The sequence below is a fragment of the Spirillospora sp. CA-142024 genome (assembly GCF_050942325.1).
Lineage (GTDB): Bacteria > Actinomycetota > Actinomycetes > Streptosporangiales > Streptosporangiaceae > Spirillospora.
Window position 1 is genome coordinate 9,145,357 of sequence record NZ_CP192077.1, and the last position, 23,282, is coordinate 9,168,638.

General features: G+C 70.6%; 26 protein-coding genes, 1 tRNA gene and 1 other RNA gene. 11 read left to right on the top strand and 17 right to left on the bottom strand.

The window, feature by feature from the left end:
* Window positions 1-38: 38 nt before the first annotated feature.
* Both ACQPZP_RS43355 and ACQPZP_RS43360 read right to left on the bottom strand, forming a co-directional pair.
* Window positions 39-1,103, bottom strand: a complete 1,065-nt coding sequence (locus tag ACQPZP_RS43355; RefSeq protein ID WP_433475422.1) for an aspartate-semialdehyde dehydrogenase — start codon at window positions 1,101-1,103, stop codon at window positions 39-41.
* Between the two features lie 136 nt (window positions 1,104-1,239).
* Window positions 1,240-2,514, bottom strand: a complete 1,275-nt coding sequence (locus ACQPZP_RS43360; RefSeq protein ID WP_433475423.1) for an aspartate kinase — start codon at window positions 2,512-2,514, stop codon at window positions 1,240-1,242.
* Between the two features lie 410 nt (window positions 2,515-2,924).
* Between ACQPZP_RS43360 and ACQPZP_RS43365 the strand changes: the two genes are divergently transcribed.
* Both ACQPZP_RS43365 and ACQPZP_RS43370 read left to right on the top strand, forming a co-directional pair.
* Window positions 2,925-4,067, top strand: coding sequence for a hypothetical protein (locus tag ACQPZP_RS43365; RefSeq protein ID WP_433475424.1), 1,143 nt, complete (start codon window positions 2,925-2,927; stop codon window positions 4,065-4,067).
* Window positions 4,068-4,308: 241 nt separating this feature from the next.
* On the top strand, window positions 4,309-4,488 hold the full coding sequence (locus ACQPZP_RS43370; protein ID WP_433465339.1) for a peptidoglycan-binding domain-containing protein: 180 nt from the start codon (window positions 4,309-4,311) through the stop codon (window positions 4,486-4,488).
* 63 nt (window positions 4,489-4,551) lie between these two features.
* Here the strand turns inward: ACQPZP_RS43370 and ACQPZP_RS43375 are convergent, their stop codons facing one another.
* Together ACQPZP_RS43375 and ACQPZP_RS43380 are read right to left on the bottom strand one after the other, a co-directional pair.
* The gene (locus ACQPZP_RS43375; RefSeq protein ID WP_433475425.1) at window positions 4,552-5,400 is read right to left on the bottom strand and encodes an LLM class flavin-dependent oxidoreductase; all 849 of its coding nucleotides are present in this window, start codon (window positions 5,398-5,400) and stop codon (window positions 4,552-4,554) included.
* Between the two features lie 63 nt (window positions 5,401-5,463).
* Window positions 5,464-6,636, bottom strand: a complete 1,173-nt coding sequence (locus tag ACQPZP_RS43380; RefSeq protein WP_433475426.1) for an FAD-dependent oxidoreductase — start codon at window positions 6,634-6,636, stop codon at window positions 5,464-5,466.
* A gap of 111 nt (window positions 6,637-6,747) precedes the next feature.
* Here ACQPZP_RS43380 and ACQPZP_RS43385 point away from each other — a divergent pair, with 111 nt between their 5' ends.
* Both ACQPZP_RS43385 and ACQPZP_RS43390 read left to right on the top strand, forming a co-directional pair.
* Window positions 6,748-7,356, top strand: a complete 609-nt coding sequence (locus tag ACQPZP_RS43385) for a TetR family transcriptional regulator (protein ID WP_433475427.1) — start codon at window positions 6,748-6,750, stop codon at window positions 7,354-7,356.
* An 83-nt stretch (window positions 7,357-7,439) separates the two neighbouring features.
* The gene (locus ACQPZP_RS43390) at window positions 7,440-7,754 is read left to right on the top strand and encodes a hypothetical protein (protein WP_433475428.1); all 315 of its coding nucleotides are present in this window, start codon (window positions 7,440-7,442) and stop codon (window positions 7,752-7,754) included.
* 4 nt (window positions 7,755-7,758) lie between these two features.
* Here the strand turns inward: ACQPZP_RS43390 and ACQPZP_RS43395 are convergent, their stop codons facing one another.
* From ACQPZP_RS43395 to ffs, 6 genes are all read right to left on the bottom strand, one after another.
* Window positions 7,759-8,304, bottom strand: coding sequence for a DUF5063 domain-containing protein (locus tag ACQPZP_RS43395; RefSeq protein WP_433465344.1), 546 nt, complete (start codon window positions 8,302-8,304; stop codon window positions 7,759-7,761).
* Window positions 8,297-8,896, bottom strand: coding sequence for a recombination mediator RecR (gene recR / locus ACQPZP_RS43400; protein WP_433465345.1), 600 nt, complete (start codon window positions 8,894-8,896; stop codon window positions 8,297-8,299). The genes ACQPZP_RS43395 and recR overlap by 8 nt, the downstream gene beginning before the upstream one ends.
* Window positions 8,897-8,926: 30 nt before the next feature.
* Window positions 8,927-9,322: a YbaB/EbfC family nucleoid-associated protein gene (locus ACQPZP_RS43405; RefSeq protein WP_433475429.1), complete on the bottom strand. Its 396-nt coding sequence runs from the start codon at window positions 9,320-9,322 to the stop codon at window positions 8,927-8,929.
* A gap of 212 nt (window positions 9,323-9,534) precedes the next feature.
* Window positions 9,535-9,897: a hypothetical protein gene (locus ACQPZP_RS43410; RefSeq protein ID WP_433475430.1), complete on the bottom strand. Its 363-nt coding sequence runs from the start codon at window positions 9,895-9,897 to the stop codon at window positions 9,535-9,537.
* Window positions 9,898-10,088: 191 nt separating this feature from the next.
* Window positions 10,089-12,206 carry a DNA polymerase III subunit gamma and tau gene (locus tag ACQPZP_RS43415; protein ID WP_433475431.1) on the bottom strand — a complete coding sequence of 706 codons (2,118 nt, stop codon included), beginning with the start codon at window positions 12,204-12,206 and terminating at the stop codon, window positions 10,089-10,091.
* Window positions 12,207-12,263: 57 nt separating this feature from the next.
* Window positions 12,264-12,359, bottom strand: an RNA gene (gene ffs / locus ACQPZP_RS43420) — signal recognition particle sRNA small type.
* A 58-nt stretch (window positions 12,360-12,417) separates the two neighbouring features.
* On the opposite strand from ffs, the gene ACQPZP_RS43425 reads away from it, so the two are divergent.
* The gene (locus ACQPZP_RS43425) at window positions 12,418-12,762 is read left to right on the top strand and encodes a DUF952 domain-containing protein (RefSeq protein WP_433475432.1); all 345 of its coding nucleotides are present in this window, start codon (window positions 12,418-12,420) and stop codon (window positions 12,760-12,762) included.
* Between the two features lie 10 nt (window positions 12,763-12,772).
* Window positions 12,773-12,860 (top strand) — tRNA-Ser (locus ACQPZP_RS43430).
* Window positions 12,861-13,290: 430 nt separating this feature from the next.
* Here ACQPZP_RS43430 and ACQPZP_RS43435 read toward each other — a convergent pair.
* Together ACQPZP_RS43435 and ACQPZP_RS43440 are read right to left on the bottom strand one after the other, a co-directional pair.
* Window positions 13,291-14,301 carry a hypothetical protein gene (locus ACQPZP_RS43435; protein WP_433475433.1) on the bottom strand — a complete coding sequence of 337 codons (1,011 nt, stop codon included), beginning with the start codon at window positions 14,299-14,301 and terminating at the stop codon, window positions 13,291-13,293.
* Window positions 14,302-14,747: 446 nt separating this feature from the next.
* The gene (locus tag ACQPZP_RS43440) at window positions 14,748-14,912 is read right to left on the bottom strand and encodes a hypothetical protein (RefSeq protein ID WP_433475434.1); all 165 of its coding nucleotides are present in this window, start codon (window positions 14,910-14,912) and stop codon (window positions 14,748-14,750) included.
* A 323-nt stretch (window positions 14,913-15,235) separates the two neighbouring features.
* Here ACQPZP_RS43440 and ACQPZP_RS43445 point away from each other — a divergent pair, with 323 nt between their 5' ends.
* Window positions 15,236-15,622, top strand: a complete 387-nt coding sequence (locus ACQPZP_RS43445; RefSeq protein ID WP_433475435.1) for a hypothetical protein — start codon at window positions 15,236-15,238, stop codon at window positions 15,620-15,622.
* Window positions 15,623-15,800: 178 nt separating this feature from the next.
* On the opposite strand, the gene ACQPZP_RS43450 is transcribed toward ACQPZP_RS43445, so the two are convergent.
* On the bottom strand, window positions 15,801-16,160 hold the full coding sequence (locus ACQPZP_RS43450) for an Lrp/AsnC ligand binding domain-containing protein (RefSeq protein WP_433475436.1): 360 nt from the start codon (window positions 16,158-16,160) through the stop codon (window positions 15,801-15,803).
* Window positions 16,161-16,547: 387 nt separating this feature from the next.
* Between ACQPZP_RS43450 and ACQPZP_RS43455 the strand changes: the two genes are divergently transcribed.
* Complete coding sequence (locus ACQPZP_RS43455) at window positions 16,548-16,991, top strand: hypothetical protein (RefSeq protein ID WP_433475437.1); 444 nt, start codon at window positions 16,548-16,550, stop codon at window positions 16,989-16,991.
* 86 nt (window positions 16,992-17,077) lie between these two features.
* On the opposite strand, the gene ACQPZP_RS43460 is transcribed toward ACQPZP_RS43455, so the two are convergent.
* Window positions 17,078-17,530, bottom strand: coding sequence for an Lrp/AsnC family transcriptional regulator (locus tag ACQPZP_RS43460; RefSeq protein WP_433475438.1), 453 nt, complete (start codon window positions 17,528-17,530; stop codon window positions 17,078-17,080).
* 76 nt (window positions 17,531-17,606) lie between these two features.
* On the opposite strand from ACQPZP_RS43460, the gene ACQPZP_RS43465 reads away from it, so the two are divergent.
* The 3 genes from ACQPZP_RS43465 (at window position 17,607) to ACQPZP_RS43475 (ending at window position 19,383) form a co-directional block, all read left to right on the top strand.
* A complete protein-coding gene (locus ACQPZP_RS43465) occupies window positions 17,607-18,539 on the top strand; it encodes an SMP-30/gluconolactonase/LRE family protein (protein WP_433475439.1) in 933 nt (310 codons plus the stop codon).
* Window positions 18,536-18,925 (top strand): cytidine deaminase family protein, encoded by a 390-nt coding sequence (locus ACQPZP_RS43470; RefSeq protein ID WP_433475440.1) that lies wholly within the window; start codon window positions 18,536-18,538, stop codon window positions 18,923-18,925. Before ACQPZP_RS43465 ends, ACQPZP_RS43470 begins: the two co-directional genes overlap by 4 nt.
* Before the next feature lie 149 nt (window positions 18,926-19,074).
* Window positions 19,075-19,383, top strand: a complete 309-nt coding sequence (locus ACQPZP_RS43475) for a type II toxin-antitoxin system VapB family antitoxin (protein WP_433465383.1) — start codon at window positions 19,075-19,077, stop codon at window positions 19,381-19,383.
* On the opposite strand, the gene ACQPZP_RS43480 is transcribed toward ACQPZP_RS43475, so the two are convergent.
* From ACQPZP_RS43480 to ACQPZP_RS43490, 3 genes are all read right to left on the bottom strand, one after another.
* Window positions 19,384-20,637 carry a CynX/NimT family MFS transporter gene (locus ACQPZP_RS43480; protein ID WP_433475441.1) on the bottom strand — a complete coding sequence of 418 codons (1,254 nt, stop codon included), beginning with the start codon at window positions 20,635-20,637 and terminating at the stop codon, window positions 19,384-19,386.
* A gap of 92 nt (window positions 20,638-20,729) precedes the next feature.
* Window positions 20,730-21,458, bottom strand: a complete 729-nt coding sequence (locus ACQPZP_RS43485) for a FadR/GntR family transcriptional regulator (protein ID WP_433475442.1) — start codon at window positions 21,456-21,458, stop codon at window positions 20,730-20,732.
* 128 nt (window positions 21,459-21,586) lie between these two features.
* A complete protein-coding gene (locus ACQPZP_RS43490; protein ID WP_433475443.1) occupies window positions 21,587-23,032 on the bottom strand; it encodes a helix-turn-helix domain-containing protein in 1,446 nt (481 codons plus the stop codon).
* Between the last annotated feature and the right edge of the window lie 250 nt (window positions 23,033-23,282).

Sequence of the window (23,282 nt, forward strand, 5' to 3'; positions counted from 1 at the left end):
CCCTAAAGCCCGAGCGCGACGTCCCGTCCTCGCCGGGCTCAGCCGGTCAGGTCCGCGGTGATCAGTTCGGCCGTCTGGACGGTGTTGAGGGCGGCGCCCTTGCGGAGGTTGTCGCCGCAGAGGAACAGGTCGAGCGCGTGCGGGTCGTCGGGGGAGCACCGGACGCGGCCCGCCCAGGTCGGATCGGTGCCGGCCACGTCGGACGGGGTCGGGAACTCGCGCGTCTCCGGGTTGTCGCACAGGACGACACCGGGCGACCGTGCGAGCACGTCCTGCGCCTCGCGGCGGCCGGTGCGCCCTTCGAACACCGCGTGCACGGCCATCGAGTGACCGACGAGCACCGGGACGCGGACGCAGGTCGCCGACACCTTCAGCTCGGGCAGCCCGAGGATCTTGCGGGTCTCGTCCCGGAGGCCGGCCTCGTCGGACGTCCAGCCGCCCTCGGCGTGCGTCCCGGTCCACGGGACGACGTTCATCGCGAGCGGCGCCGGGAACGGGCCGAGCTCGCCCACCACGCCCCGGATGTCGCCCGCCCGGTTGCCGAGCGCGCGGTCGCCGCCGACCTTCTCCAGCTGCGTGTACAGGGTGTCGATGCCGTCCAGCCCCGCCCCGGAGGCCGCCTGGTAGGAGGCGACCACCAGCTCCTTCAGCCGGTACCGCCGGTGCAGCGCGCCGATCGCCACGATCATCGACAGGGTCGCGCAGCCGGGGCCCGCGACGATGCCCCGGGGACGGTCCCGGACCCGCTCGGGGTTGACCTCGGGGACGACGAGCGGGACGTCCGGCCTCGTCCGGAACGCCCGGGAACCGTCGATCACCACGGCGCCGCCGGCCGCGGCGACCGGCGCCCACTGCGCGGCGACCGCGTCCGGCACGGCGAACATCGCCACGTCGGCGCCCTCGAAGACCTCCGGGGCGAGTGCCGACACCTCGACGTCCTCGCCGCGCACCCGGAGCGTCCGCCCGGCGGACCGTTCCGAGTCGGCGAGCCGGATCTCCCCGTACAGGTTCCGGCGGGTGGACAGCAGGTCGAGCAGCACCGATCCGACCGCTCCGGCCGCACCGGCGACCACGAGGGTGGGCAGGCCGGAAGCAGAGTCCATCGTCGCACTCACATCCTCAGAACTACCGCGGTTCGCGACCGGTTCCCGGACGGATGCCGCCACGGGCCGCCACGTGCGAATGCGTCCCGCGACGCAGAAGGCCGCGCGGGTCGTCCCGCGCGGCCTCCCCGGGACGTCAGCGGCCGGTGCCTCCGTAGACGACGGCCTCGACCTGGTCGGAGTCGAGGTCGAACGCGCGGTGCGCGGCGGCGACCGCGGTGTCGATGTCGTCCTGGGCGACGACGACCGAGATCCGGATCTCCGAGGTGGAGATCATCTCGATGTTGACCCCCGCGTCGGCGATGGCGCCGAACAGCGTCGCGGTGACGCCGGGGTGCGACCGCATCCCGGCGCCGATCAGCGACACCTTGCCGATGCGGTCGTCGTAGCGGAGCGACTCGAACCCGATCCGCTCCTTCAGCTTGTTGAGCGCGGTCAGCGCGCTCTGCCCGTCGGTGGACGGCAGTGTGAACGAGATGTCGGTCCGTCCGGTGGACGCCGCCGACACGTTCTGCACGATCATGTCGATGTTGATCTCGGCGTCGGACAGCACCGTGAAGATCGTGGCGGCCTCACCGACCTTGTCCGGGACCCCCACCACGGTGATCTTGGCCTCGCTCCGGTCGTGCGCGACGCCGGAGATGATCGCCTGCTCCATGTCCTGTCCCTCGATCTCACTGCTGTCGATGACCCACGTGCCCTCCTTCTGGCTGAAGGAGGATCGCACGTGGATGGGGATGTTGTACCGGCGCGCGTACTCCACGCAGCGCAGGTGCAGGATCTTCGCGCCGCTCGCCGCCATCTCCAGCATCTCCTCGTAGGAGATCTTCGGGATCTTGCACGCGGCGGGCACGATGCGCGGGTCGGCGGTGAAGACCCCGTCGACGTCGGAGTAGATCTCGCAGACGTCGGCGTCCAGCGCCGCCGCGAGCGCGACGGCCGTCGTGTCGGATCCGCCCCGGCCGAGCGTGGTGATGTCCTTCGTACCCTGCGAGACGCCCTGGAATCCGGCCACGATGCAGATCGAGCCCTCGTCCAGGGCGGTCCGGATCCGTCCCGGCGTCACGTCGATGATCTTGGCTCGGCCGTGCGAGCCGTCGGTGATCACTCCCGCCTGGGAGCCGGTGAAGGAGCGGGCCTCATGGCCCAGGTTGGCGATGGCCATGGCCAGCAGGGCCATCGAGATCCGCTCGCCCGCGGTGAGCAGCATGTCCAGCTCACGGCCCGGCGGCAGGGGGCTGACCTGCTTGGCCATATCGATGAGGTCATCCGTCGTGTCGCCCATGGCGGACACCACGACGACCACGTCGTTGCCCGCCTTCTTCGTCGCGACGATGCGCTGGGCGACCCGCTTGACGCCTTCGGCGTCGGCGACGGAGGAGCCACCGTACTTCTGCACGACAAGAGCCACGGGTGGGCGCTCCTCGGATCGGGGTCAGGCGTACCGGACGACGAGTCTACCGAGCCCACGGGCATGGATCACGACCAGGTAACTACCAGCCGGTCGCACAGGGTGAGGGGGACGGGACTGCCGGACCGTCCGGTCGCGGAGTGCGAGGCGACGGGATCGCCCGGCCCGCCCGGCGATTCCATTGGGCGAAATGGCCGAGAATGTACCCGGCCATGTATTGAGGTGGCCGACGTGCAATTAGGCTGGTTGCCGGGCCGCAAGACGATGCACGGGCATGTCGCATACCGAGGGGACCTGTGCATATGGGGCGCCGGCCATCGCGAATACCGTTCGTGTCCAGATTCTCCGAATGGACCCACGAGCGAGCTTCCTGGGTCCTCTGCGAAGGAGTTCGCGCGAACGCCGGGGAATTGGACGCCGCGCTGGAGGCCCGGGCTTCCGACCCGGGTTCCGCCGAACACGCACAACTCCTGTCCAACGCCCGGCAGGCCGTGCGCAGCGCGCTCCGCGTCATCGACGTCGATGTTCACCGGCGGGGCCCGACGGCGTCCCATGTGTCTGCGGCGCAGATGCACGTCAATTCCGCGCGCACCCTGTGGTGGAAGACGCTTCCCCCCGAGGATCTCGCACCGCACCTGCCGGACCTGTTCGCCATCATCAAGCAGCACCTCCCTGCGAACGACACGCGCAGGATCGCCGCCGAGGACGTGGCGCGGAACATGCAGCAGGCGCAGCTGGCGAGCCACGCCGCCCAAGCCGCGGACGGCCGTCGCCACCGATGGACCGGGGCGCGCGCCTCCGGGCACGCCACGCCGTCGTCCGAGGCGATGTCGACCGTGCTGGACGCGGTCGACGCCGCGCGAGAGGCCTCGATGAAGGAGAAACTGCGCGCCGCGAACTTCGCACGGCTCGTGCGCTGGGTGACGGCCCTGCTGTTCGGCCTCGCGATCGCCATCGCGGTGCTCGGGGCCGTCTGGAAGTCGGCCGTGCCCCTGTGCTTCACGCTCGCCAACGGTTCCCGGCAGGAGTTCGGTGTCGTCTGCCCGAGCAGGTCCGTCAGCCTGCCGTCCGGCGCCTCGGCGGGGCAGATGGCCGGCCGGACGGCCTCTCCCGGGGACTACGTCATCGTCGAGATCGCCGGGATGACGGCGGCGTGCATCGCGGCCGCCGCCGCCCTTCGGAAGGTCCGGGGAACCTCGACCGCCTTCGGGATCCCCGTCGCGCTGGCCCTCCTGAAACTCCCCACCGGGGCGATCGTGGCCGTGCTCGGCCTCATTCTCCTGCGCGGCGAGTTCATCCCGGGGCTGAGCGCCCTCGACACGTCGGGCCAGATCATCGCCTGGGCGGTCGTCCTCGGCTACTCGCAGGAACTGTTCACCAACTTCGTGGACAGGCAGGGCCGGGAGGTGCTGGACGGCGTGCACGGGACCGCCGATCCGAAGGCGGTGCGGGAGATCGCCAACGCGGAGGCGACGGCGACGGCCTCCGCACCGCTGCCGGTGCCCGTGCCGAACGGGGACGGTGAAGCGCGGCCCGCGAACACGAAGAATTGAAACTTTCACCATTTCGATTCCGCTTCGCGAGGGGCGGCGGCGCACGGTCCGGTTTTTTGCCGAACCCTTCCCGCATGGGCGTTGTTTCCTTGATGCCTCACTTTGGAGAGTGAGCAGAGGAAGGAGCAACGACCGCAAGGAGGCGATAGGCATGACCCAGACCCAGCAAAGCGCTAAGCAACAATCCGTACAGGCTCCGCCCTGGCCAGGTCGATTCCTCACCTTGATGAAAGGTGACGACGTGCGTACCTGGCAGGACAAGATGCGCAAGCGCGGCTGGACGAGCCTCGTGGTGGACGGCATCTACGGCACCCACTCGGAGGAGGTCTGCAGGGCCTTCCAGAAGGAGAAGGGGCTGAGTGTCGACGGCATCGTCGGGCCGAAGACGTGGGAGGCGACCTGGAAGGCGCCGATCACCTGACGTCGTCAGCGCTGCCATTGAGCGGGCGTGCCGGTCGAGGCACGCCCGCGCCCATCGGCATGCTCACAGCGCCGGCGGGCCCTCCTCGATGCGGCGCAGGACGGGTTCGAGCCGCTCGTTCTCCACGCTGTCGATGCGGCGGCGCTCGTCCCACCAGGTGGCGCCCGCGTCCATGAGGGGACCGACGACGTCGCGCGCGTCGGCGGGGCTGGCACCGCCCACCACGATCTCGAACGGCCCCTCCCCTTCGCGATGCCGCCGCACGAAGGCGGCCATGTCGCGGACGTCCTCGGCGGCGGGGGCGTATCCGTGCGAGCCGGGGCCGAACAGCGGGACCGCGCCGTCCCAGCGGGCGGCCCGGAGCATCGGCCGCCGGTTCGGCCAGAACCCCGCGACCCACACGGGGGGACGGGGGCGCTGCGCGGTGGCGGGCAGCAGCGCCACGTCGTCCACCCGGTAGTGGCGCCCGTGGTGCGTCACCGGCTCCCCGGACCAGTACCGTTCGAGCAGGCCGAGCCCCTCGTCCAGGCGCTCGGCCAGCACCGCCTTGTCGGTGGGCTCCCCGAAGGCTCCGTACTCGTCCTCGACCGGCCCGCCCAACCCCGCCGCGAAGATCACCCGTCCGCCGCTGAGGACGTCGAGGGTCGCGACCTGGCGGGCGAGCTGCTGCGGCCGCCGCCGCGGGACCGGGGTGACGAGGGTGCCGAGCCTGATCCGGTCGGTCGCCAGCGCCGCCGCGGTGAGCAGCATCCACGGGTCCCCGAAGGCCTTGCGGTGGCTCTTCACATGGACGACGTGGTCCCAGACGAACAGCCCGTCCCAGCCCGCCTGCTCCGCCGCCTCCGCGACCCGGGCCACCGTCCGCGGGTCCGCGAAGTCCCCGAAGTTCGGAATGTTGATCGAAAACCGCATCCCCGCATGGTCCGATGCCCCGGCCGCGGAGGCAACCGGATTCGCGGGCCGCCGCCGGACGCCTCAGCGGTGTCGGGCAGGGTCGGTGGAGAGCTCGGAGAGGTTCATGGCCATCGTGCGGTGGACGGCCGGGACCCAGTCGAGAGCGCGCAGCAGCGTGTTGCGCATGCCGCGGAGGACCGGGCTGCCGACCGTCGCGACGTGCGTCATCTTGTCGGTGAAGGAGACGACGTGCTCGGCGACGGGACGGCGTTCCGTCTCGTAGGCGTCGAGCGTGCCGTCGGGCGCGCCGTCGTTTAGGACGGCGGCGAGCTTTTCCGCGAGCACGAGGGCGTCCTGGATGCCGGTGTTCATGCCCTGCCCGCCCGCGGGGCTGTGGACGTGGGCGGAGTCTCCGGCCAGGAAGACGCGTCCCGCGCGGTAGTGCGCGGCCAGCCTGTGGTGGACGCGGAAGCGTGAACTCCACACGACGTCCCGGACCACCGCCGGGTGCTCCTTCGGGCCCCGCTTGTCCAGGAGCGCCTGGACATCGGCGGCGGTCGGCTCCTTGGGGGCCTCGTCGACGGTCGCGACGATGCGGTGCCGTCCTCCGGGCAGCGGAGCGACCACCGTCACGCCTTCCGGGGAGAAGAACAGCATGACCTCGTCTCCGGCGCCGGCCCAGTCCAGGTGCACGTCCGCCAGCACGAAGGACTCCGGGTAGGCGTCGCCCTCGAAGGCGATCCCGGTGTGCTCGCGGACGATGCTGTGCATCCCGTCCGCCCCGACCACGTAGCGGGCCTGGAACCGCTCGCCGCCGGCGAGAGTTGCCGTCACTCCGTCCTCGTCCTGTGTCAGCCCGGTCACCTCGAACGGCCGGTTCACCTGCCCGCCGACCGCCTCCAGACGGCGAAGCAGGATCTCTTCGGTGATGTTCTGGGGGACGAGCAGCGTGTAGGGGAAGTCGGTCGGCAGCTCGCCGAACTCGACGGTGAGCAGGACGCGGTCCCGCTCACGGACGGTGAAGCGCGGCACGACGAGGCCGCGCTCGATCAGCTCATCGGTGACCTTGATGTCGCGCAGCACCTCCAGCGTGCGGGCATGGACGACGGCCGCCCGAGAGGTGTTCGCGCCTTCGGCCGCCCGGTCCAGCAGGACCGCGTCCACACCCCGCTGCCGGAGCGAGGTGGCGAGCGACAACCCGACGGGACCTGCGCCGATGACGAGCACGTCGGCGGACTGCGGGAGAGCCTGCATGATCGACTCCTATACCAATGCCTGTTTGCCAACGGTTGATGGCCAACACGTGATGGACTCTAGACCGTCGAACCGGCGTTTGCCAACGCGTGATGGCATATGTTGGCGGGCATGGCTTTCACCGAGCGCTCCGCGGCGACCAGGACCGCGATCCTGAGCGCGGCCCGGCGGCGGTTCGCGGGCGACGGCTACGAGCGGGCGACGATCCGCGCCATCGCCGCGGACGCCGGCATCGACCCGTCCATGGTCATCCGGTACTTCGGCAGCAAGGCCGACCTCTACGCCGCCGCCTCGGCCATCGACCTCGCCGTTCCCGACCTCGGCGACGCCGGGGACGCGGCCGCCGCCTACGTGCGGGCGTTCCTCGCCCGCTGGGAGGCCGGCGAGAACGCCGCCGAGGCCGTCCTGCTGCGCACGGCGCCCACCCACCCCGACGCCGCGGCCCGCGTCCAGGCCATCTTCGACAAGGAGATCGTCCCCGCCCTGCGCAAGGCCCTGCCGGACGCCCCGGACGTCCGCGAGCGCGCCGCCCTCCTGCTGAGCCAGACCCTCGGCATCGCCTACTGCCGCTACCTGCTGGGCATCGAGCCCCTCGCGTCGATGGACGTGGGCGATGTGGCCGTCATGGCCGCCCGCGCCGCCGAAGGCCACCTCTACGGCGCCCGCACCGCTTCCACGGACGGAGGCGGCACGGGGGGAGACGGCGGGGCCGCGGTGTGATGAGATCTTCTCGGCGGACCACCCGAAAGCGGGGCAAAGCGTCTATGTAACGGCGGGCGCCGACCCGGTGGGCGGACGCCGTCGTGACCGAGCCGATGGGAGAGTCGATGGCCGCGTTCGAGGACTTGCCGCGGGTGCCCAGGGGGCCGCTTCATTCGCTGTACGCGGCCCTGCGGCGGCGGGCGCCGCAGGTGTCGGCGACCCGGCCGGACGACGACCGGGGCGTGCTGTGCGTCGCCTACCGGGGGCAGGAGGCGACCATCGTCTGGGACGACGACCTGCGCCAGTACGCGTGGGCGTCCGAGAAGGGCGGACAGATCGGCTCGGACGTGGAGAAGGCGGCCGAACTGGTCGCGTGGGCGTTAGGCGCGTCGGTGAGTTCCGGCGCGTCCGGCTAGGCGGCTAGGCCCTGGCCACTTCCGTGGAGACGTCCAGGCGGGCGTTGGCGACGAAGGCGTGCAGGGCGCGCAGGGCGGCGCCCGCGTGGTTGCCCCAGTGGTTGAAGTAGGAGTACTGCCACCACCAGAGGGCTTCCAGCGGCCGGTCCTGGTTGTAGTGGCGGAGCCCGTGGACGAGATCGCTGGCGACGTCCACGAGGTCGTCCGACAGGCGGTACGAGGTGGGCTCGGTGTCCTTGTAGGGGTCGAAGACCTCGACGTACTCGTCCAGCGCTTCGAGCCGCTCGCAGAGGCCCTGCCGGATCGAGTCGAGGTCGGGGTCGTCGCCGACCTCGGGTTCCCAGTTGTCCGGGAGGATCACGTCGGCGCTGGCGCCGAGCTGCGCGCCGGCCAGGATGACCTGCGACACTTCGAGGAGGAGGAGCGGGATGGTGTGCGTCCCGCCGTCGCCGCGGGCGACCGCCTCCAGTCCGTTCAGGTAGTTGTCGACGTGGCACGCCACGCGTTCGGCGAGGGCGTTCCAGTCCTGCGGGCTGTTGGCGTCAGACATCGAGCAGCCTCCGTCCTTCGAATGCGCGGCCAAGCGTCACCTCGTCTGCGTACTCAAGATCGCCACCCACCGGCAGGCCGCTGGCCAGACGGGTGACGGTGATGCCCATGGGCTTGACGAGCCGGGCGAGATACGTCGCCGTCGCCTCGCCTTCCAGATTGGGGTCGGTGGCGAGGATCAGCTCGGTCACCGTCCCGTCCGCGAGGCGCTGCATCAGCTCGCGGATGCGCAGGTCGTCCGGTCCGACGCCCTCGATCGGGCTGATCGCGCCGCCGAGGACGTGGTAGCGGCCGCGGAACTCGCGGGTCTTCTCGATCGCGACGACGTCCTTGGACTCCTCCACCACGCAGATGACGTGGGGGTCGCGGCGCGCGTCACGGCAGATCCGGCATTCCTCCTCTTCCGCGACGTTCCCGCACGTCTTGCAGAAGCGGACCTTGTCCTTGACCTCCTTGAGCGCCTTGCCGAGGCGTTCGACGTCGGCCGGATCGGCGGCGAGGAGGTGGAAGGCGATCCGCTGCGCGCTCTTGGGGCCGACGCCGGGCAGCCTGCCCAGCTCGTCGATGAGGTTCTGAACCACCCCTTCGTACAACGGACCCCTCCTTTCCTGGTCGTCGCCCGCTCAGCCGCCGAGCCCGGGGAAACCGCCGGGCAGACCGCCGCCGGCCCCGCCTCCGCCGAGGCCGGGGATGCCGCCGCCGAGGCCCTGCGCGAGCGGCCCCATCTTCTCCTGCTGGAGCTCCTGCGCCTCGCGGGCGGCGTCGCGGATCGCGGCCAGCACGAGGTCGGCGATGGTCTCCGCGGTGTCGGCCGGGTCGTCGGGGTCGATGGCCTTCGGGTCGATCGACAGCCCCGTGACCTCGCCCTGCCCGTTGACCGTCGCGGTGACGAGCCCGCCGCCGGCGGTGCCCTTCACCTCGGCCTCCGCGAGCTCGCGCTGCGCGTTGAAGAGCTGCTCCTGCATGGCCTGCGCCTGCTGGAGCAGTTCCTGCATGTTCAGCTGACCACCGGGTTCCACGGTGCACTCCCTCTTCCGGCCCCCGAGGGCCCTATTCCTGGCGCTCCGCCAGCCACCGGACGTCCGTCCCACGAGACTACGGGTTCGCGACACCCTCCCGTAAGTGCAGTCGCCGGTGTGCCGATTCGCCGGGGGACCGCTGCACCGTGTCTCCCGTGCGCGGGCACCCATACGAAAAGCCCCGGCCATGGCCGGGGCTTGCCGCGTTCGCCTCAGCAGGTGATGGTGCCCGAGTGCTCGCCGTGGTCACGGGGGTACTGAACCAGGCCGTAGATCTTCTTGTGCCGGGTGCACGTGCCGGTGTAGGCGACGGTGTCCCCTGGTTTGATCGTGTCGAGCCACCGGTTCAGCTTCTTGCAGGGCCCCCCGTCGTAACACAGGTCGACCTCCACGTCCTTGAGGGTCTTGCTGGTCCCGTTCTTCACCTCGACGCGGGCGTACTCCACGTTGGCCTTGGAGATCTTGACTGTGACCTTGCCGGCGGCCGAAGCCCCGGTGACCGTCGCGGCTGCCGGAGCCAGTGTCGTCGCGGTGACGACGCCGGCGGTGATGACCATACGGAGTCCTGCCTTCACGTGCCGTCCTCTCTGCGGGAGCGGGCCGCGCGATCACGGCCTCTACCGATTGCTTGTCCGGAAGGCCGAATCGCTTTCCCCGCGTCCCGGATCCGTGATCGAACGGTTATTTGATCCTGGATTGCGGCATGGCGGAGGCGGTACCGCGGAGGGTCGCCTCGGCGTGCCGGCTCGTGCCGGGACCGGGCGGGTCAGGAGTTGTCGATCTCGCGGATGATCTGGCCGCCCAGCTCGCGCTGGATGAGCGCCATCCCGTTCATCTCGGCCTCGGTGCCCTCGGCGTCCGCGTCGCCTTCGGGGTCGACCTCGTCGCTCTCGTCCACCGGTGGCGGCTCGGGCGGCGGCGGAGGCTCGTCGGGCGGCGGGGGCGGCGGTTCCGGGACCGGTTCGGCCCTGGGCGCAGGGGGCTGTGCCGGCGGCCGCGGTTGCGGGGCCGGGTTCGGTGTGGCCGCCCCACCGAACCCACCGCTAGGGCCCGGCCTCCCCGGTGGAGGCCCGCCGGACGCTCCGCCGACGACGGTCTCGATCCGCCAGTCGACGCCCATGCGCTCCTTGAAGACCTCGCGGAGGACGGTGTCGCGTCCGCCGTTGACGAAGCCCAGGCGGCGTCCCTCCGCGTCGAAGCCGAGCGTGAGGACCTTGCCGTCGAGCGACACCGGCTGCACCCCGGACATGATGACCATCCAGGTCGCGCGGCTCTTCTGCTTCACGGCCTCCACGACATCCGGCCAGAGCCGCTGGATGGTGGCGAAGTCCGTCCCCCCGCCGGAGGCGGGAGCCGGGGGGCTCGGCGCGGGCGGCGCGGGCGCGGCGGGAACCGGGGCGCTCGGCGCGGGCGCGGCGCCGCGGTTATCCACAGAACGTTGTTCTGATGGTGCGGTGGTGGGGCGGGGGTCGACACTGGAAGTGGGGTCGCCCCCCTGGGAGGGCGGGGAGTTGTCTCCGCGAGATTGAGAACCGCCATCGCGCCCTGCCGGCGCAGGGCTTCCCTGCGTGGAGGCTTCCTGCCGCGGCGTTTCCTGCGCGGACGCTCCCCTCGCGGGGCCCGGCCGCGCGGGGCCCGGCTGCGCGGCCGGGGGTGCGGCGGCGAACGCCTGGGACAGGCGGTCCGTCCCGGCGGCGCCTCCCTGGCCGCCGCCGAGGCCGCCGTCGGCGGCCTGGCGTTCCAGGCGGTCGAGGCGGGCGAACATGGACGCCTCGTCCTCGTACGCGGCCGGCAGGAGGATCCGGGCGCAGATCAGCTCCAGCAGCAGCCGCGGGGACGTGGCGCCGCGCATCTCGGTGAGGCCGGTGTGCAGCAGATCGGCCGCGCGGGTCAGCTCCCCGGGGCCCATCGAGGACGCCTGGCGACGCATCTGCTCCAGCTCGTCCGGCGGGGCGTTCAGCAGCCCCGAACCCGCGGCCTCCGGGACGTTCGACAGGATCACCAGGTCCCGGATGCGTTCCAGCAGGTCGGCGGTGAAACGGCGCGGGTCCTGGCCACTCTCGATCACCCTGTCGACGGCGGCGAACACGGCGGCGCCGTCCCGGGCCGCGAAGGCCGCGATGACCTCGTCCAGCAGCGCGGAGTCGGTGTATCCGAGGAGCGAGACGGCCCGCGCGTACGTGATGCCCTCCTCGTCCGACCCGGCGAGCAGCTGGTCCAGGATCGACAGCGTGTCACGCGCGGAACCGGCCCCGGCCCGGACGGCCAGCGGCAGCGCCGACGCCTCGTACGGGACGTCCTCGCTCCGCAGGATCTCCTCGACGAGCTCCTGCAGCACACCCGGCGGGATCAGCCGGAACGGGTAGTGGTGGGTCCGGGACCGGATCGTCCCGATGACCTTCTCCGGCTCGGTCGTCGCGAACACGAACTTCAGGTGCGGCGGAGGCTCCTCGACGAGCTTCAGCAGCGCGTTGAAGCCCTCCCGGGTCACCATGTGCGCCTCGTCGATGATGTACACCTTGAAGCGCGCCGAAACCGGGGCGAAGAAGGCACGTTCCCGCAGGTCGCGGGCGTCGTCGACACCACCGTGGGAGGCGGCGTCGATCTCGATCACGTCGATGTGCCCCGTCCCGGACGGCCCGAGCGCGACGCACGAGTCGCACTTGCCGCACGGGTCGGGGGTCGGCCCCTGCTCGCAGTTCAGCGAGCGGGCGAGGATCCGGGCGCTGGACGTCTTACCGCAGCCGCGCGGACCGCTGAACAGGTACGCGTGGTTGATCCGGCCGTTGCGCAGCGCCTGCTGCAGGGGCTCGGCGACATGTTCCTGCCCCTTCAGCTCGGCGAACGTCGCTGGCCGGTACTTGCGGTACAGAGCCAGACTCATCGGGGGTCCGCCCTCCCTCGAGAAGCAGAGCGTCGGAAGCAGATCGTCGCCGTCAAACCAAGGGACCCCCCGCACACCCGCCAGAGCCTGCTTATCCTTGCTGCCTTCCGGCCCTGGGGAGGTTCACAGGGTGACGCCGTGCGAGGGGTCTGCCCAAAGTCTATGGCATCCCCCGCCCCGGAACGCCACGCTTCCGCGTAGTCTCCGGCTCATGTCCCCGTCACCCCAGGGCACGCTCCTGCACATCGCCGAACGAACCCACTGGGAATCCGCCCGGGCCACGGGCGTGTCGTACACCATGTCCACCCTGGGCCGGAGGCTGGACGAGGAGGGCTTCATCCACTGCTCGTCCGACATGGACCAGGTGGACGGCGTCCTCGACCGTTTCTACACCGACGTCAGCCGAGACAGCCTGGTCCTGCTGACCATCGACGTGTCCCTCCTGGACGCGCCCGTCCGGTACGAACCCGCCGGTGACGAGCTCTTTCCTCACGTGTACGGCCCGGTCCCCATCCGCGCCGTAATCGATGTCAGGTCACTGCCCGAGAACCGGTAGGATCCCCCGTGGAGGATTCGCCTAGTGGCCTAGGGCGCACGCTTGGAAAGCGTGTTGCGTGCAAGCGCTCGCGAGTTCGAATCTCGCATCCTCCGCCAGCCTCACCAGGCAGAACGTCCGAGGGCGGCCCCACACGGGTGCCGCCCTCAGTGCTTCCAGTCGCAGTCGACCCTCTCGGGTCCCTGCTGAGGCATTCCGCTCGGCAGCCCAGCAGCAGAGCGGCCCGTGGAAACCAGAGCTCTTCAGGGGCCCATCACTGAGCTTGCGCTTTGTCCGGCCTGCCCGGCACTGGCTGTGGCCGGAGCGAACCAGCGTGACGAAAAAGCCCAGGCCGGCGTCCGCGCAGCCTTGCTTCGGCTGAGCATCCTTCAGTTCCCACGGACTCTGGGACTTCTGCGCCCTGAGCAGCAACCGAACGGCCAACGGCGATAGCCGGGCCGCCCGGAGGAAGCGGGTCACCGCCCCGTCCGGCGTTCGGATGCGGCCGGTGCGAGTGGTCGGCACCCGGCGCGCATCCTGTCAGGAGCCCTAACCCTCTTCGTCGGCTTGTCCGGCTTCGGCGGTCAGCTCCGCGCGGGCTTCGCGGAGCTCGTCCAGCGCGATTTCGGCTTCGATGCCGAAATGGTGGCGGCACGTCCAGGCTTCCAGCGGGAGACCGCCCAGCGATCGTTGCCGCCATCGGTAGGCGCGCCGTCCTCCGGGGGTGAGCATCAGTTCGGCGTCTCTGCGGTAGTTCTCGAAGTCAGAGAGGTCCGGATGGGTGGCGTGGTCGCACACCGGAGTCTCCTCGCAACGTCGCGCGGCGGCTTCGTGGGCGGCGATGATCTCGTCCAGGACCTCGACGGAGTCGACCCGTTCGGAGACTGCGTACCAGAGCAGCGCGCAGTTGGTGACCACCAGGCCCGGCAGCTCGGGCGTGTCCTGGCGCGCGGCTTCCAGCAGGTCACGGGCCTCGCCGACGAGGGTCTCGTACGGGTCACCGTAGGGGTGGTCATAGATCACGTCGGAGAGGTACTCCAGGCCCCGCCCGACACTCGCGGGGGCCCGAACAGGGACGTCGTCGAAGGTGCCGGGGGACACCGCCTCGGCCGCCGCCCGCGCGAACCCGGCGACATTGCGCGGGCACTTCCACCGGCCGGGATCGTCCAGGGGCGGTCCGGCGTCCACTGCCCGCAGCGCCATCTCCTCCGGCCGGAACCTCCAGGTGAGATCTTCGGCGTCGAAGTCCGTCAGATACGGGTGGTCGGCGTGGTTGCAGGGCGCGCCGTCCAGTCGCTCGGCCGCCGCGGTCAGGGCGGCCACGACGGGTGCCGCATCGGGCAGGGCCCTTCCCTCTAGACAGGCCGTCAGTGTGAGGACGCCCAGCGCCCACGCCAGGGTGTGCGAGCCCTGCGGGGCGGCACCCAGGTGGGCGGCCGCTCCCTGCATGAGGTCCGTATACCGCCGCGAGTGGACGCCTGAGGTCTTGGCCCAGTCGGTGGCGAGGGCGCGCCAGGCGTCGGGTGAATCCGGAACGGCCGACGGATCGATATCGGTCATGCCGGTTCCGACGAAAAGATGATCACACTGGTTCCGGCCCCGGACTCCCACCGCCACGGCGAGCCGCAAGCTTGGAGTCCGGGGACGTGGTCAGTGGCGGCGTCCGCGAACAGGGCCGGACCGCTCACCGCGGGCCGTCCGGCGGTCGCCGGGCAGTTCCAGCGGCCGGACGTCGTGACCAGTGAGAACTGGCCGCTCCGTAGACTCCCAGGACGACCGTGGCCCGCGTCCCGCTCACGCCCTGGACGCCGTACGTGCAAGCGCTCGCGAGTTCGAAACTCGCATCCTCCGCCAAGCCTGACCAGGCAACTTGCGTAGAGGGCGACATCCACACCGGGTGCTGCTCTCGCTGCTTGGCCCGTCGACGCGTAGTGCGAGGGCCGGACGGTGAACGAAGCAGCGGGGCCGTGGGAGGCCCCGCTGCCGGGTCGACCGGTGGCGCCGTCCTACTGGTCAGCACCGCCGGCGGTGATGTGGGCAAGGCAGCCGGCCATGATGACGCCGCCCGCGATCAAACCGATCGCGAGGGCCAGGCTCAGGAGAGGCACGCCGCCCGCCCACTGCCAGGCGAACAGGGCGGCCCCCACTACGCCGGAGACGGACGCGGTCACACCGAAGTGGAAGCGCCAGACGCCCCCGAAGAGGTGCCGAGGGTGGCGCCGAGGGCACCGCTGATGAAGAGGGCGGCGGCAGCGGCGTAGGTCACGTCACGGAAGCGAACAGGTTTCATCGGGTTCTCCCGAGTTTCGTTTTTCCCCGTTGAACGGGCGCGGGCCGTCACAGCAACCCGGAGCCGTCACCCGGCCCATGGGCGACACCGGTCGTTCGAAGACACGAACGCGCAACGATGCGCGCGAGATCACTGCTGGGACGGCTCGCTGGTTCACGGTCAGCAGCGAGCGGACCGCGATCCGGTCCAGTCAGAAGGGCGAAGATGAAGAAGCTTCTCAGAACGGCAGTGGTGGGCGCCGGCGTGGTGACGGCGTGCCTCTCGATCGCGCAGCCGGCATGGGCCAACTCGTTCACCAAGAGGGTCGTTGACGGCGGCGTCAGCTACAACGACAACGCGGACAAGTTCTGCGCGGCGGCGTTCAACACCGGGGGCCCACGAACCGTGACGGTGAAGCTGACCGCGATCAGCAGGTCCGGGCCGAGCCCCAAATGGACGGACAAGAACAGGTACTACGACCACACTCTGAACACCACCTGCCGGAGTCTCGCCGGCGCGTACGAGGACACCAAGTACCGCGCCGAGGTCTGGACCTACTCGGCCAACCGGGGCACCACCGTCAAGCGCGCGACCATCACCTTCTACAGCTGATCGCGCGTCCTGATCGTGTCGTGACTCCCGCATGCCGCGCGGCGGCATGCGGGAAGTTCGGCATCCGAACCGACCGGTGATCCTCAGCCGTGCGAGCGCTCGCGAGTTATCGCATGCTCCGCCGACCCGAGGCCGGTGTCCGATGCGGGCACCGGCTTTCGCCTTGTCGTCGGGGTGGTCATTGGCCCATGCGCGACGCCCGTCCTTCGAAGAACGTCTCCAAGACGACCGTTGCCCGCGTCCCGCTCACGCCCTGGATGTCGTACAGCCGCCGCGTGACGTCCTGCAGCCGCGTGGTCGTCGACGTGTAGACCTTTACGGGCAAGGCCGCGCTGCCCGCGACGACGTGCGCCTCCTGGGTCAGTCCTGGTTCGGTGGCATGGGCGGGAAGACTGCGGCCTCCGCTGGAGATCTGACCGACTGTGCCGGTGCCGAAAATGATGACATCGCCACCGTCGTAGACCTCTTTGGCCGCGACGATGCCGCCGTCGAAGGCAATGACCCGCCCGCCGTCAGTGACGGTCTGCGCGCGGAACACACCCCCAGCGAGCAACTCCCGTCGAATTGTTGCGCTCGTCCGGACGCAAGCCCATAAAAGGACCCAACCCTCCTGCGAACGCAAGAGGGTTGGTTATTCGGAAGCGCTAGCGGCTGGGATTAGTTCTCCTAGTGTTCAGCGTGAAGATTGGCGTCGTGATGAGTCCCCGACCGTCACCGGGTTCTTGATGATCTGATCACGCACCTGGTTTACGGGCGACACGCCCTGCGCTGCACCGCCGGCGCTCTCCCCCCCCGGCAAGGGACGAGGTGCTTCTCGTCGTCCACGCGGTGCGCCGGCTTCATTGCGGTCGTGTCGTGGTTCCGCACGGTCTTCTCCGAACCCGTTCACGAGGAACGGGTGTCAAAACCAGATCGGAGGAGATCAGTGGATTCTTCCCCCAATCACGCGGACCTTGCCGCCATCGCCGGAGGCGGTTTGCTCGGCGGGGTCCTCGGCGGCCTCACCTTCGCCGTCACGGCTGCCCTCGGGTACGAAGCCATGCCGGGGGCCGGTGAGTTCGCGGAACTGGTCATGCAGACCGGCTTCTACGCCGCTCTGTTGGCCGCCTTCGGCACCTGGATGGGTGAGTGGCACCTGTCCAAGGCGCGAAAGCTGCGCTGGGTCGCCATCCTGGACTGTGCCATCATCCTGATCATCGTCGGCATCCAGGTGCTGTTCGACGGAGATCTCGTCTACGGCGTCGCTGATGCCACCGGCTACACCTGTGGCTCGCTCGGCTTCGTGTTCCTCACCCGACGGCAAAGCAAGCGCGCCGCCGGTTCGGACAACGGCACCGACGGTCCCAAGAAGGCCCTCGGCGACGGCTAGTCGCTGACGCCTAGGGCGAACGTGCGGTGGGGGTCCGGTTCCGGGCCCCCACTGTCATGTGTGGCGGCTGGTCACTTCGCGGGGCGTCACCCGCCCATGGGCGATACCGGGCGTTCGAAGAACGTCTCCAGGACGACCGTGGCGCGCGTTCCGCTCACGCCCTGGATGTCGTACAGGCGCCGCAGGACGTCCTGCAGCCGCGTGGTCGTCGACGTGCGGACCTTCACGAGCACGGACGCGCTGCCCGCGACGACGTGGGCCTCCTGGACCTCCGGGATTGCGGCGAAGTCGGCCGCGCGTTCCCCCATCCAGGTCGACGCGTCGATCATGATGAAGGCCAGCACCCCCTGCCCCAGCGCCGCCGGCTCGACGTCCACGCTCGTCCGCAGGATGACGCCGCGTTCGCGCAGCTTCCGGACCCGTTCGTGGACGGCCCCGGCTGACAGGCCCACGGCCGTCCCCAGCGCCGCGTAGGACCGGGTGGCGTCCTGCTGGAGGAGTTCCAGCAGGCGGCGATCGATGTCGTCCACGTTCTTCACCAGGAGACTGTATCGCGTACGGTTGTCGACGAGCTATGTTGAACCTTGTTCAGCAGGAGCCATCTGTGGGGGAACAATGCCCAAGGAAGCAGCATATGGGATATACGAGGTCCTGGACGAGCGCTTCCGCACCGGACGATGCTGCCACGGCGACCAGCGCCTCGAACGCCTCCACGAGGACGGCCGCTGGACCGAGGGCCCGCTCTACCTCCCCGCCTGGCGGCAGCTCATCTGGAGCGACATCCCCAATGACCGCATGCTGCGCTGGGACGAGGTGACCGGCGCCGTCTCACTCTTCCGCGCCCCGGCCGGCCACAGCAACGGCAACACCCTCGACGGGCAGGGCCGGCTGGTCACCTGCGAGCAGGGAAACCGGCGGGTGACCAGGACCGAGCCGGACGGGAGCAGCACCGTCATCGCCGACCGCCACGAGGGCAGGCGCTTCAACAGCCCGAACGACGCGGTCGTGCGTTCCGACGGATCGATCTGGTTCTCCGACCCCGACTTCGGCATCACCAGCGACTACGAGGGCCACCGCGCCGAGAGCGAGATCGGCGCCTGCAACGTCTACCGGGCCGATCCGGTGACCGGGGCGGTCCGACTCGTCGCGGACGGTTTCGCCGGCCCGAACGGCCTCGTCTTCTCCCTGGACGAACGCCGCCTCTACGTCTCCGACACCCGCGCCGGCCACATCAGGGTCTTCGACGTCCGGGACGACGGCACGCTCTCCGACGGCGAGGTCTTCGCCGAGGCCCGGGACGGCGCCCGCTTCGACAACATCCGTTTCGACGACGGCGGCCGGCTCTGGGCGGCGGCCCTGGAGGACGGCGTGCACTGCTACGACCCGGACTCCACTCTCATCGGCCGTATCCGCGTCCCCGAGCCGGTCTCCAACATCACCTTCGGCGGCCCCAAGAACAACCGCATGTTCATCACCGCGACGACAACCCTGTACTCGGTGATGATGTCGGTGACCGGCGTCCCCAGGGTGTGGCAGAGGAGAGCATGAGCGTCGACCACGAACTCGTCCAGGCGGCCGCCCGTGTCGCGGCCGAGCACAGCCGCGGCGACGAGCACACGGTGGCCGCCGCCGCCCGCGCGCGGGACGGCCGGGTCATCACCGCGATGAACGTCTACCACTTCACCGGAGGACCCTGCGCGGAGCTGACCGTCATCGGAACCGCGGCCGCCATGGGCGCCCACCACCTGGACACGATCGTCGCGGTGGGCTCCGGCGACCGCGGTGTGATGCCGCCTTGTGGACGCTGCCGCCAGGTCCTCCTCGACTATTTCCCGTCCATCGACGTCATCATCGGCACGGACGACGCCCTCCGGACCGTCCCGATCGCCGACCTGCTTCCCGCCGCGTACACCTGGTCCGATCACCGGTGGTGACGCGACCGGAATCCCGTCGACGGACCGTGGGTACTTAGTCACGCACCTGTTGACCTGCACGGTAACTGGTTTACCGATTCGGGAAAGTCGAGTGACGCATGTTGTTGCGTTGCCTTCTCCGGGTAGTGCCGACGCCGTAGACTCGAAGGGTGATCTTCAAGGCGGTAGGTGAAGGAAGGCCCTATCCGGAGCACGGTCTCTCGTCCCGGGACTGGGCCAAGATCCCGCCCCGCCAGGTCCGCCTCGACCAGCTCGTCAGCACCAAGCGGGAGATGGACCTGCAGTCCCTGCTCTCAAAGGACTCCACGTTCTACGGCGATCTGTTCCCCCACGTGGTCCAGTGGCAGGGCGAGCTCTACCTGGAGGACGGCCTGCACCGGGCGCTCCGGGCGGCGCTGCACCAGCGGCTCGTCCTGCACGCGCGCGTCCTCGACCTGGACGCCGTCGACCTGACCTGATCAGCGGGCGCGGGTCGAGACCGGGGCGGTGAGCGCCTTCGCCTCGACCAGCGGGGGCTGCGGGCGGGACGGCCGGACGAACCCGGGGCGCGCGGCCAGCAGCCCGAACAGCGCCTCCGGCACGAGCAGGGCCAGCAGCAGGACGATGGGAACGTTCCAGCCACCGGTGGCGCCGTGCAGGACGCCGACCGCGAACGGACCGGCCGCGGCAAGGAGATAGCCGCCCGTCTGCGCCATGCCGGACAGGCTCGCCGCCACGGACGGGCTGGGGGACCGAAGGCTGAGGAGGGTGTAGGCCAGCGGGAACGCGCTTCCCGTGCCGGTTCCGAGGACGAGGACCCAGGTCCAGCCGGCGGACGGCGCGAGCAGCAGCCCGGTCAGACCGACGACCATGGTGGCCACGACCGCGACGACGAGGGGACGCTGGTCGCGGATGCGGGCGGCGAACACGGGGACGAGGAAGCCCAGCGGAATCCCGACGATCATCATGGTGGAGACCATCATCCCGGCCGCCGCGGGCGGGTACCCGGCGTCCTGCATGATCTCCGGCAGCCACGACATGAGGACGTAGAACATCAGCGACGCCAGCCCCATGAACGCGGCGACGAACCAGGCGGTCGGGGAGCGCAGCAGGGAGCCCTCGGCACGCGGGGCCGGGACGGGGGCGGTCGGGGCCCGGCGGCCGCGCAGCGCGAGCGGACCCCACACGAGCACGGCGACCAGCGAGGGGACGGCCCAGACGGCGAGGGCGAGCCGCCAGCCGCCGGCCTCGTCCAGCGGCACCGCGAGCCCGGCGGCGACCGCGCCGCTGGCCGCCATCAGCATCATCGCGAGCCCGGTCAGCGAGCCCACGCGGGACGGGAACGCGCGCTTGATGACCGCCGGCATGAGCACGTTGCCCATCGCGATCCCCGCGCCGGCCAGGACCGTTCCAAAGAAGAGCGAGACGGGCGACTGCACCACCCGCAGGACGATCCCCAGCGTGATCATCACCAGCGAACCGGCGATGGCGACCTCGGCGCCGAACCGCCGCGCGGCCACCGGCGCGACGGCCGCGAACAGCCCGAGGCACAGCACCGGGAGCGTGGTGAGGACACCGACCTCGGCGCCGGACAGCCCGAACACGTCCCGCAGGTCGCCGAGCACCGGGGAGATCCCGGTGATCGCGGCGCGCAGGTTGATCGTCAGCAGCACCAGGCCGACGAGCGACCACACCGCCGCGCCACGGGAAACGGGAGTCTGAGAGCTGTTCATGTCACCTTCGTGTCGGTCCGTAGAGCGCCGGCCGCCTGTCGGCGTGCGTCGCCATGGCGTGGAGCGCTGGTTCAGTTGTCGGTTCGGGCGCGTCAGGAGTCCGCGCCGGGCTCCGCCGGGCCCTCGGACGCCCGGCCCGCCTCCGGACGAGCGGGGAGGGTCGAGGCGAGGATCTGGTCGAGACAGGCGTGGGTGGCCCGGGTCGCGGCCTCGGCGTCGCTCGCCTCGATGGCGGCGGCGATGGGGCCGTGCGGTACGTCGACGTGTTCGAGGAGGGAGCCGGCGGCGCCGATGCTGGCCCGCAGCGCGGCGCTGAAGTCGCGGTACAGGTCCGTCAGGACGCGGTTGTGCGTGGCCTCGACGACGGCGGTGTGGAATTCGAGGTCCGCTTCGACGAACGTCGCGTGCTCGCCCGCCGCCCACGCCGCGTCCCTGCGCGCGAGGGCGACCGCGATGGCGGCCATGTCGGCGTCCGTCCGGCGGGTGGCGGCGAGCCGGGCCGCCTCCACCTCCAGCCCGCGCCGGACCTCCAGGATCTCGACGAGTTCCGCCGTCTCCAGCCGCCGCCGGACGGCCCCGGACAGCTCGCTCGTCGCGCGCACGTACGTCCCGTCGCCCTGCCGGCTTTCGAGCAGCCCGGCGTGGGTCAGCGCGCGCACGGCCTCCCGGACGGTGTTGCGCCCGACCCCGAGGGTCTCCGACAGCACCGGCTCCGGCGGGATCTTGCCGCCCACCGGCCAGCCGCCGCCGGCGATCTCGTCCCGGAGCTGGTCGATCACCTGGTCGACCAGCGAGGACCGGCGCGCCGTCCGCAGAGTCACGTTGAACCTCCAGTCAACCAGTCATCCCATGTTTCGATGATAGGACACCCGAGGTACCGACTTTATTCCGGGGGGCCCGGGAGCATGCGAGGACGACCGAACGCCCTCGGTCACATCGCCAAGGCGATCTACACGTGGGCTCTGGCGTCCGTGGGTGAGGGGGACGCGGAGAGGCCGGCGGCTTCGAGTGCCTGACGGTAGGCGGTGGCGGCGTTCTCCGGCGCATGGACGAGTTCGTAGAGCTCGCCGAGTTCCCTGTACAGGTGCGCCGCCGGGCGGCCCTTGGGCAGTGCCGCCAGTTGCTCGGAGGCCGCCCCGAGGACGAGCTGGGCGGCCGCCCGGTCGCCCTGGGCGACGCGTGCACGGGCCAGGACGAGACGGGCCAAGACGGACTTCTGGGTGCGCACGGCGAGGTCGCTTCCAGGCAGCGGGGCCACGGAGCGGCTGCTCGTCGGGGCCGCCAGCGCCATACCCGTGTTGAGGAACTGTTCGAGCGTCGCGATCGCGCTGTCCAGTTCGCCGATCAGCACGAGCGCGCGCGCCCTGGCGATGGTGCTCTCGGTGGCCTCGGCACCCTCAAGGTCCGTCGTCCCCTGGAGAAGGTCGAGCGCCTCCTGCGCCGCCTGACGCGAGCCCTCTGCGCGCGGACGTTCGAACCCGAATTCACCGGACGGCGCGACATCGGGCGCCGGGGCGTCCGAGAAGGGCCTGACGCCCCTGAGCAGAGCCTTGGCGCCGGCAAGGGCGAGGCGCGCATGAGCCTGGGTCGGAGACGTGTCGGAGCGCGCGGCAAGTGCCTGGTCGGCGAAGTACAGCGAGTCGCCGACGGTCCCCTCCTCCAGCGCGCGCATGCTGGCCCGCTGGTAGTGGACGCTCACCGGCTCGGGATCGGCCGCCCTCTCCGGGCGGAGGAGGCGCCGTCCGAGTTCGTGCGCGCGGATCGGATCGGAGCGGTCGACGTAGGCGAGCAGCAGGATCCGCCCGGCCTCGGTGTACTCGTGGCCGGCGTTGAGGCCGAGCTTGTCCAGCCGTTCGAGCGCACGCTCCCCCAGCGCGACGGCCTGCCCCAAGTCGCCGACGGCGTGGTAGCACCGGGCCAGCGCGATCACCGGGGACAGCCAGCTCGCCCGGCCCGGGTCGCGTTCGGCCTGCTCGCGCAGCTCCTCGAACAGCGCGATCGCGCGATCGGTGCGGCCCAGCTCCTCCAGGGCGCGGGCGCGGCCCCAGCGGGCGCGGGCCGTTAGGTCGGGGTCGTCGCTGCGGGCGATCACCTCGTCGAACCCGGACTCGGCCGCGGCCGGGTCGCCGCGCAGCAGCGCGAGGTGCGCGTGCCGTTCCCGCACTTCGAGGTGGGCGCGCTGCTCCGGCTCGACGCCCTCGGCGAGGTACTCCGGGGTGCACCCGAGGCGCTCGGCCAGCATGCGCAGGACGGTCGGCGTCGGAGTGCGCTTACCCGACTCGATCAGAGAGATGTAGCTGTCGGAGAGGTCGTGACCGGCGAGCTGTGCCTGCGACAAGCGTCTGGTCAGCCGCAGGTTGCGGACACGTTCGCCGACGTTGCCTGGACCCGGCATGTGGACTCACTTAGCGGAAGTAAACAGGCGGCTGGGGTGCCGACATGATTGCATATCGCGGGTTATCGCACATCGAGAGTAATGAAGCAGCGGAAGAAGTGACCGGCCGGACGGCTCGGGCCGGCGCCCGGGCGCACGCTGCGAGGACACCGAGGTGCGCCGGTTCGCGTCAGTGGATCGCCCGGCGATCGCGAGGACTGCCACCCCGCCGACGGTATCCGACCTTCCGGGCAACCTTCCGGCAGCCGCC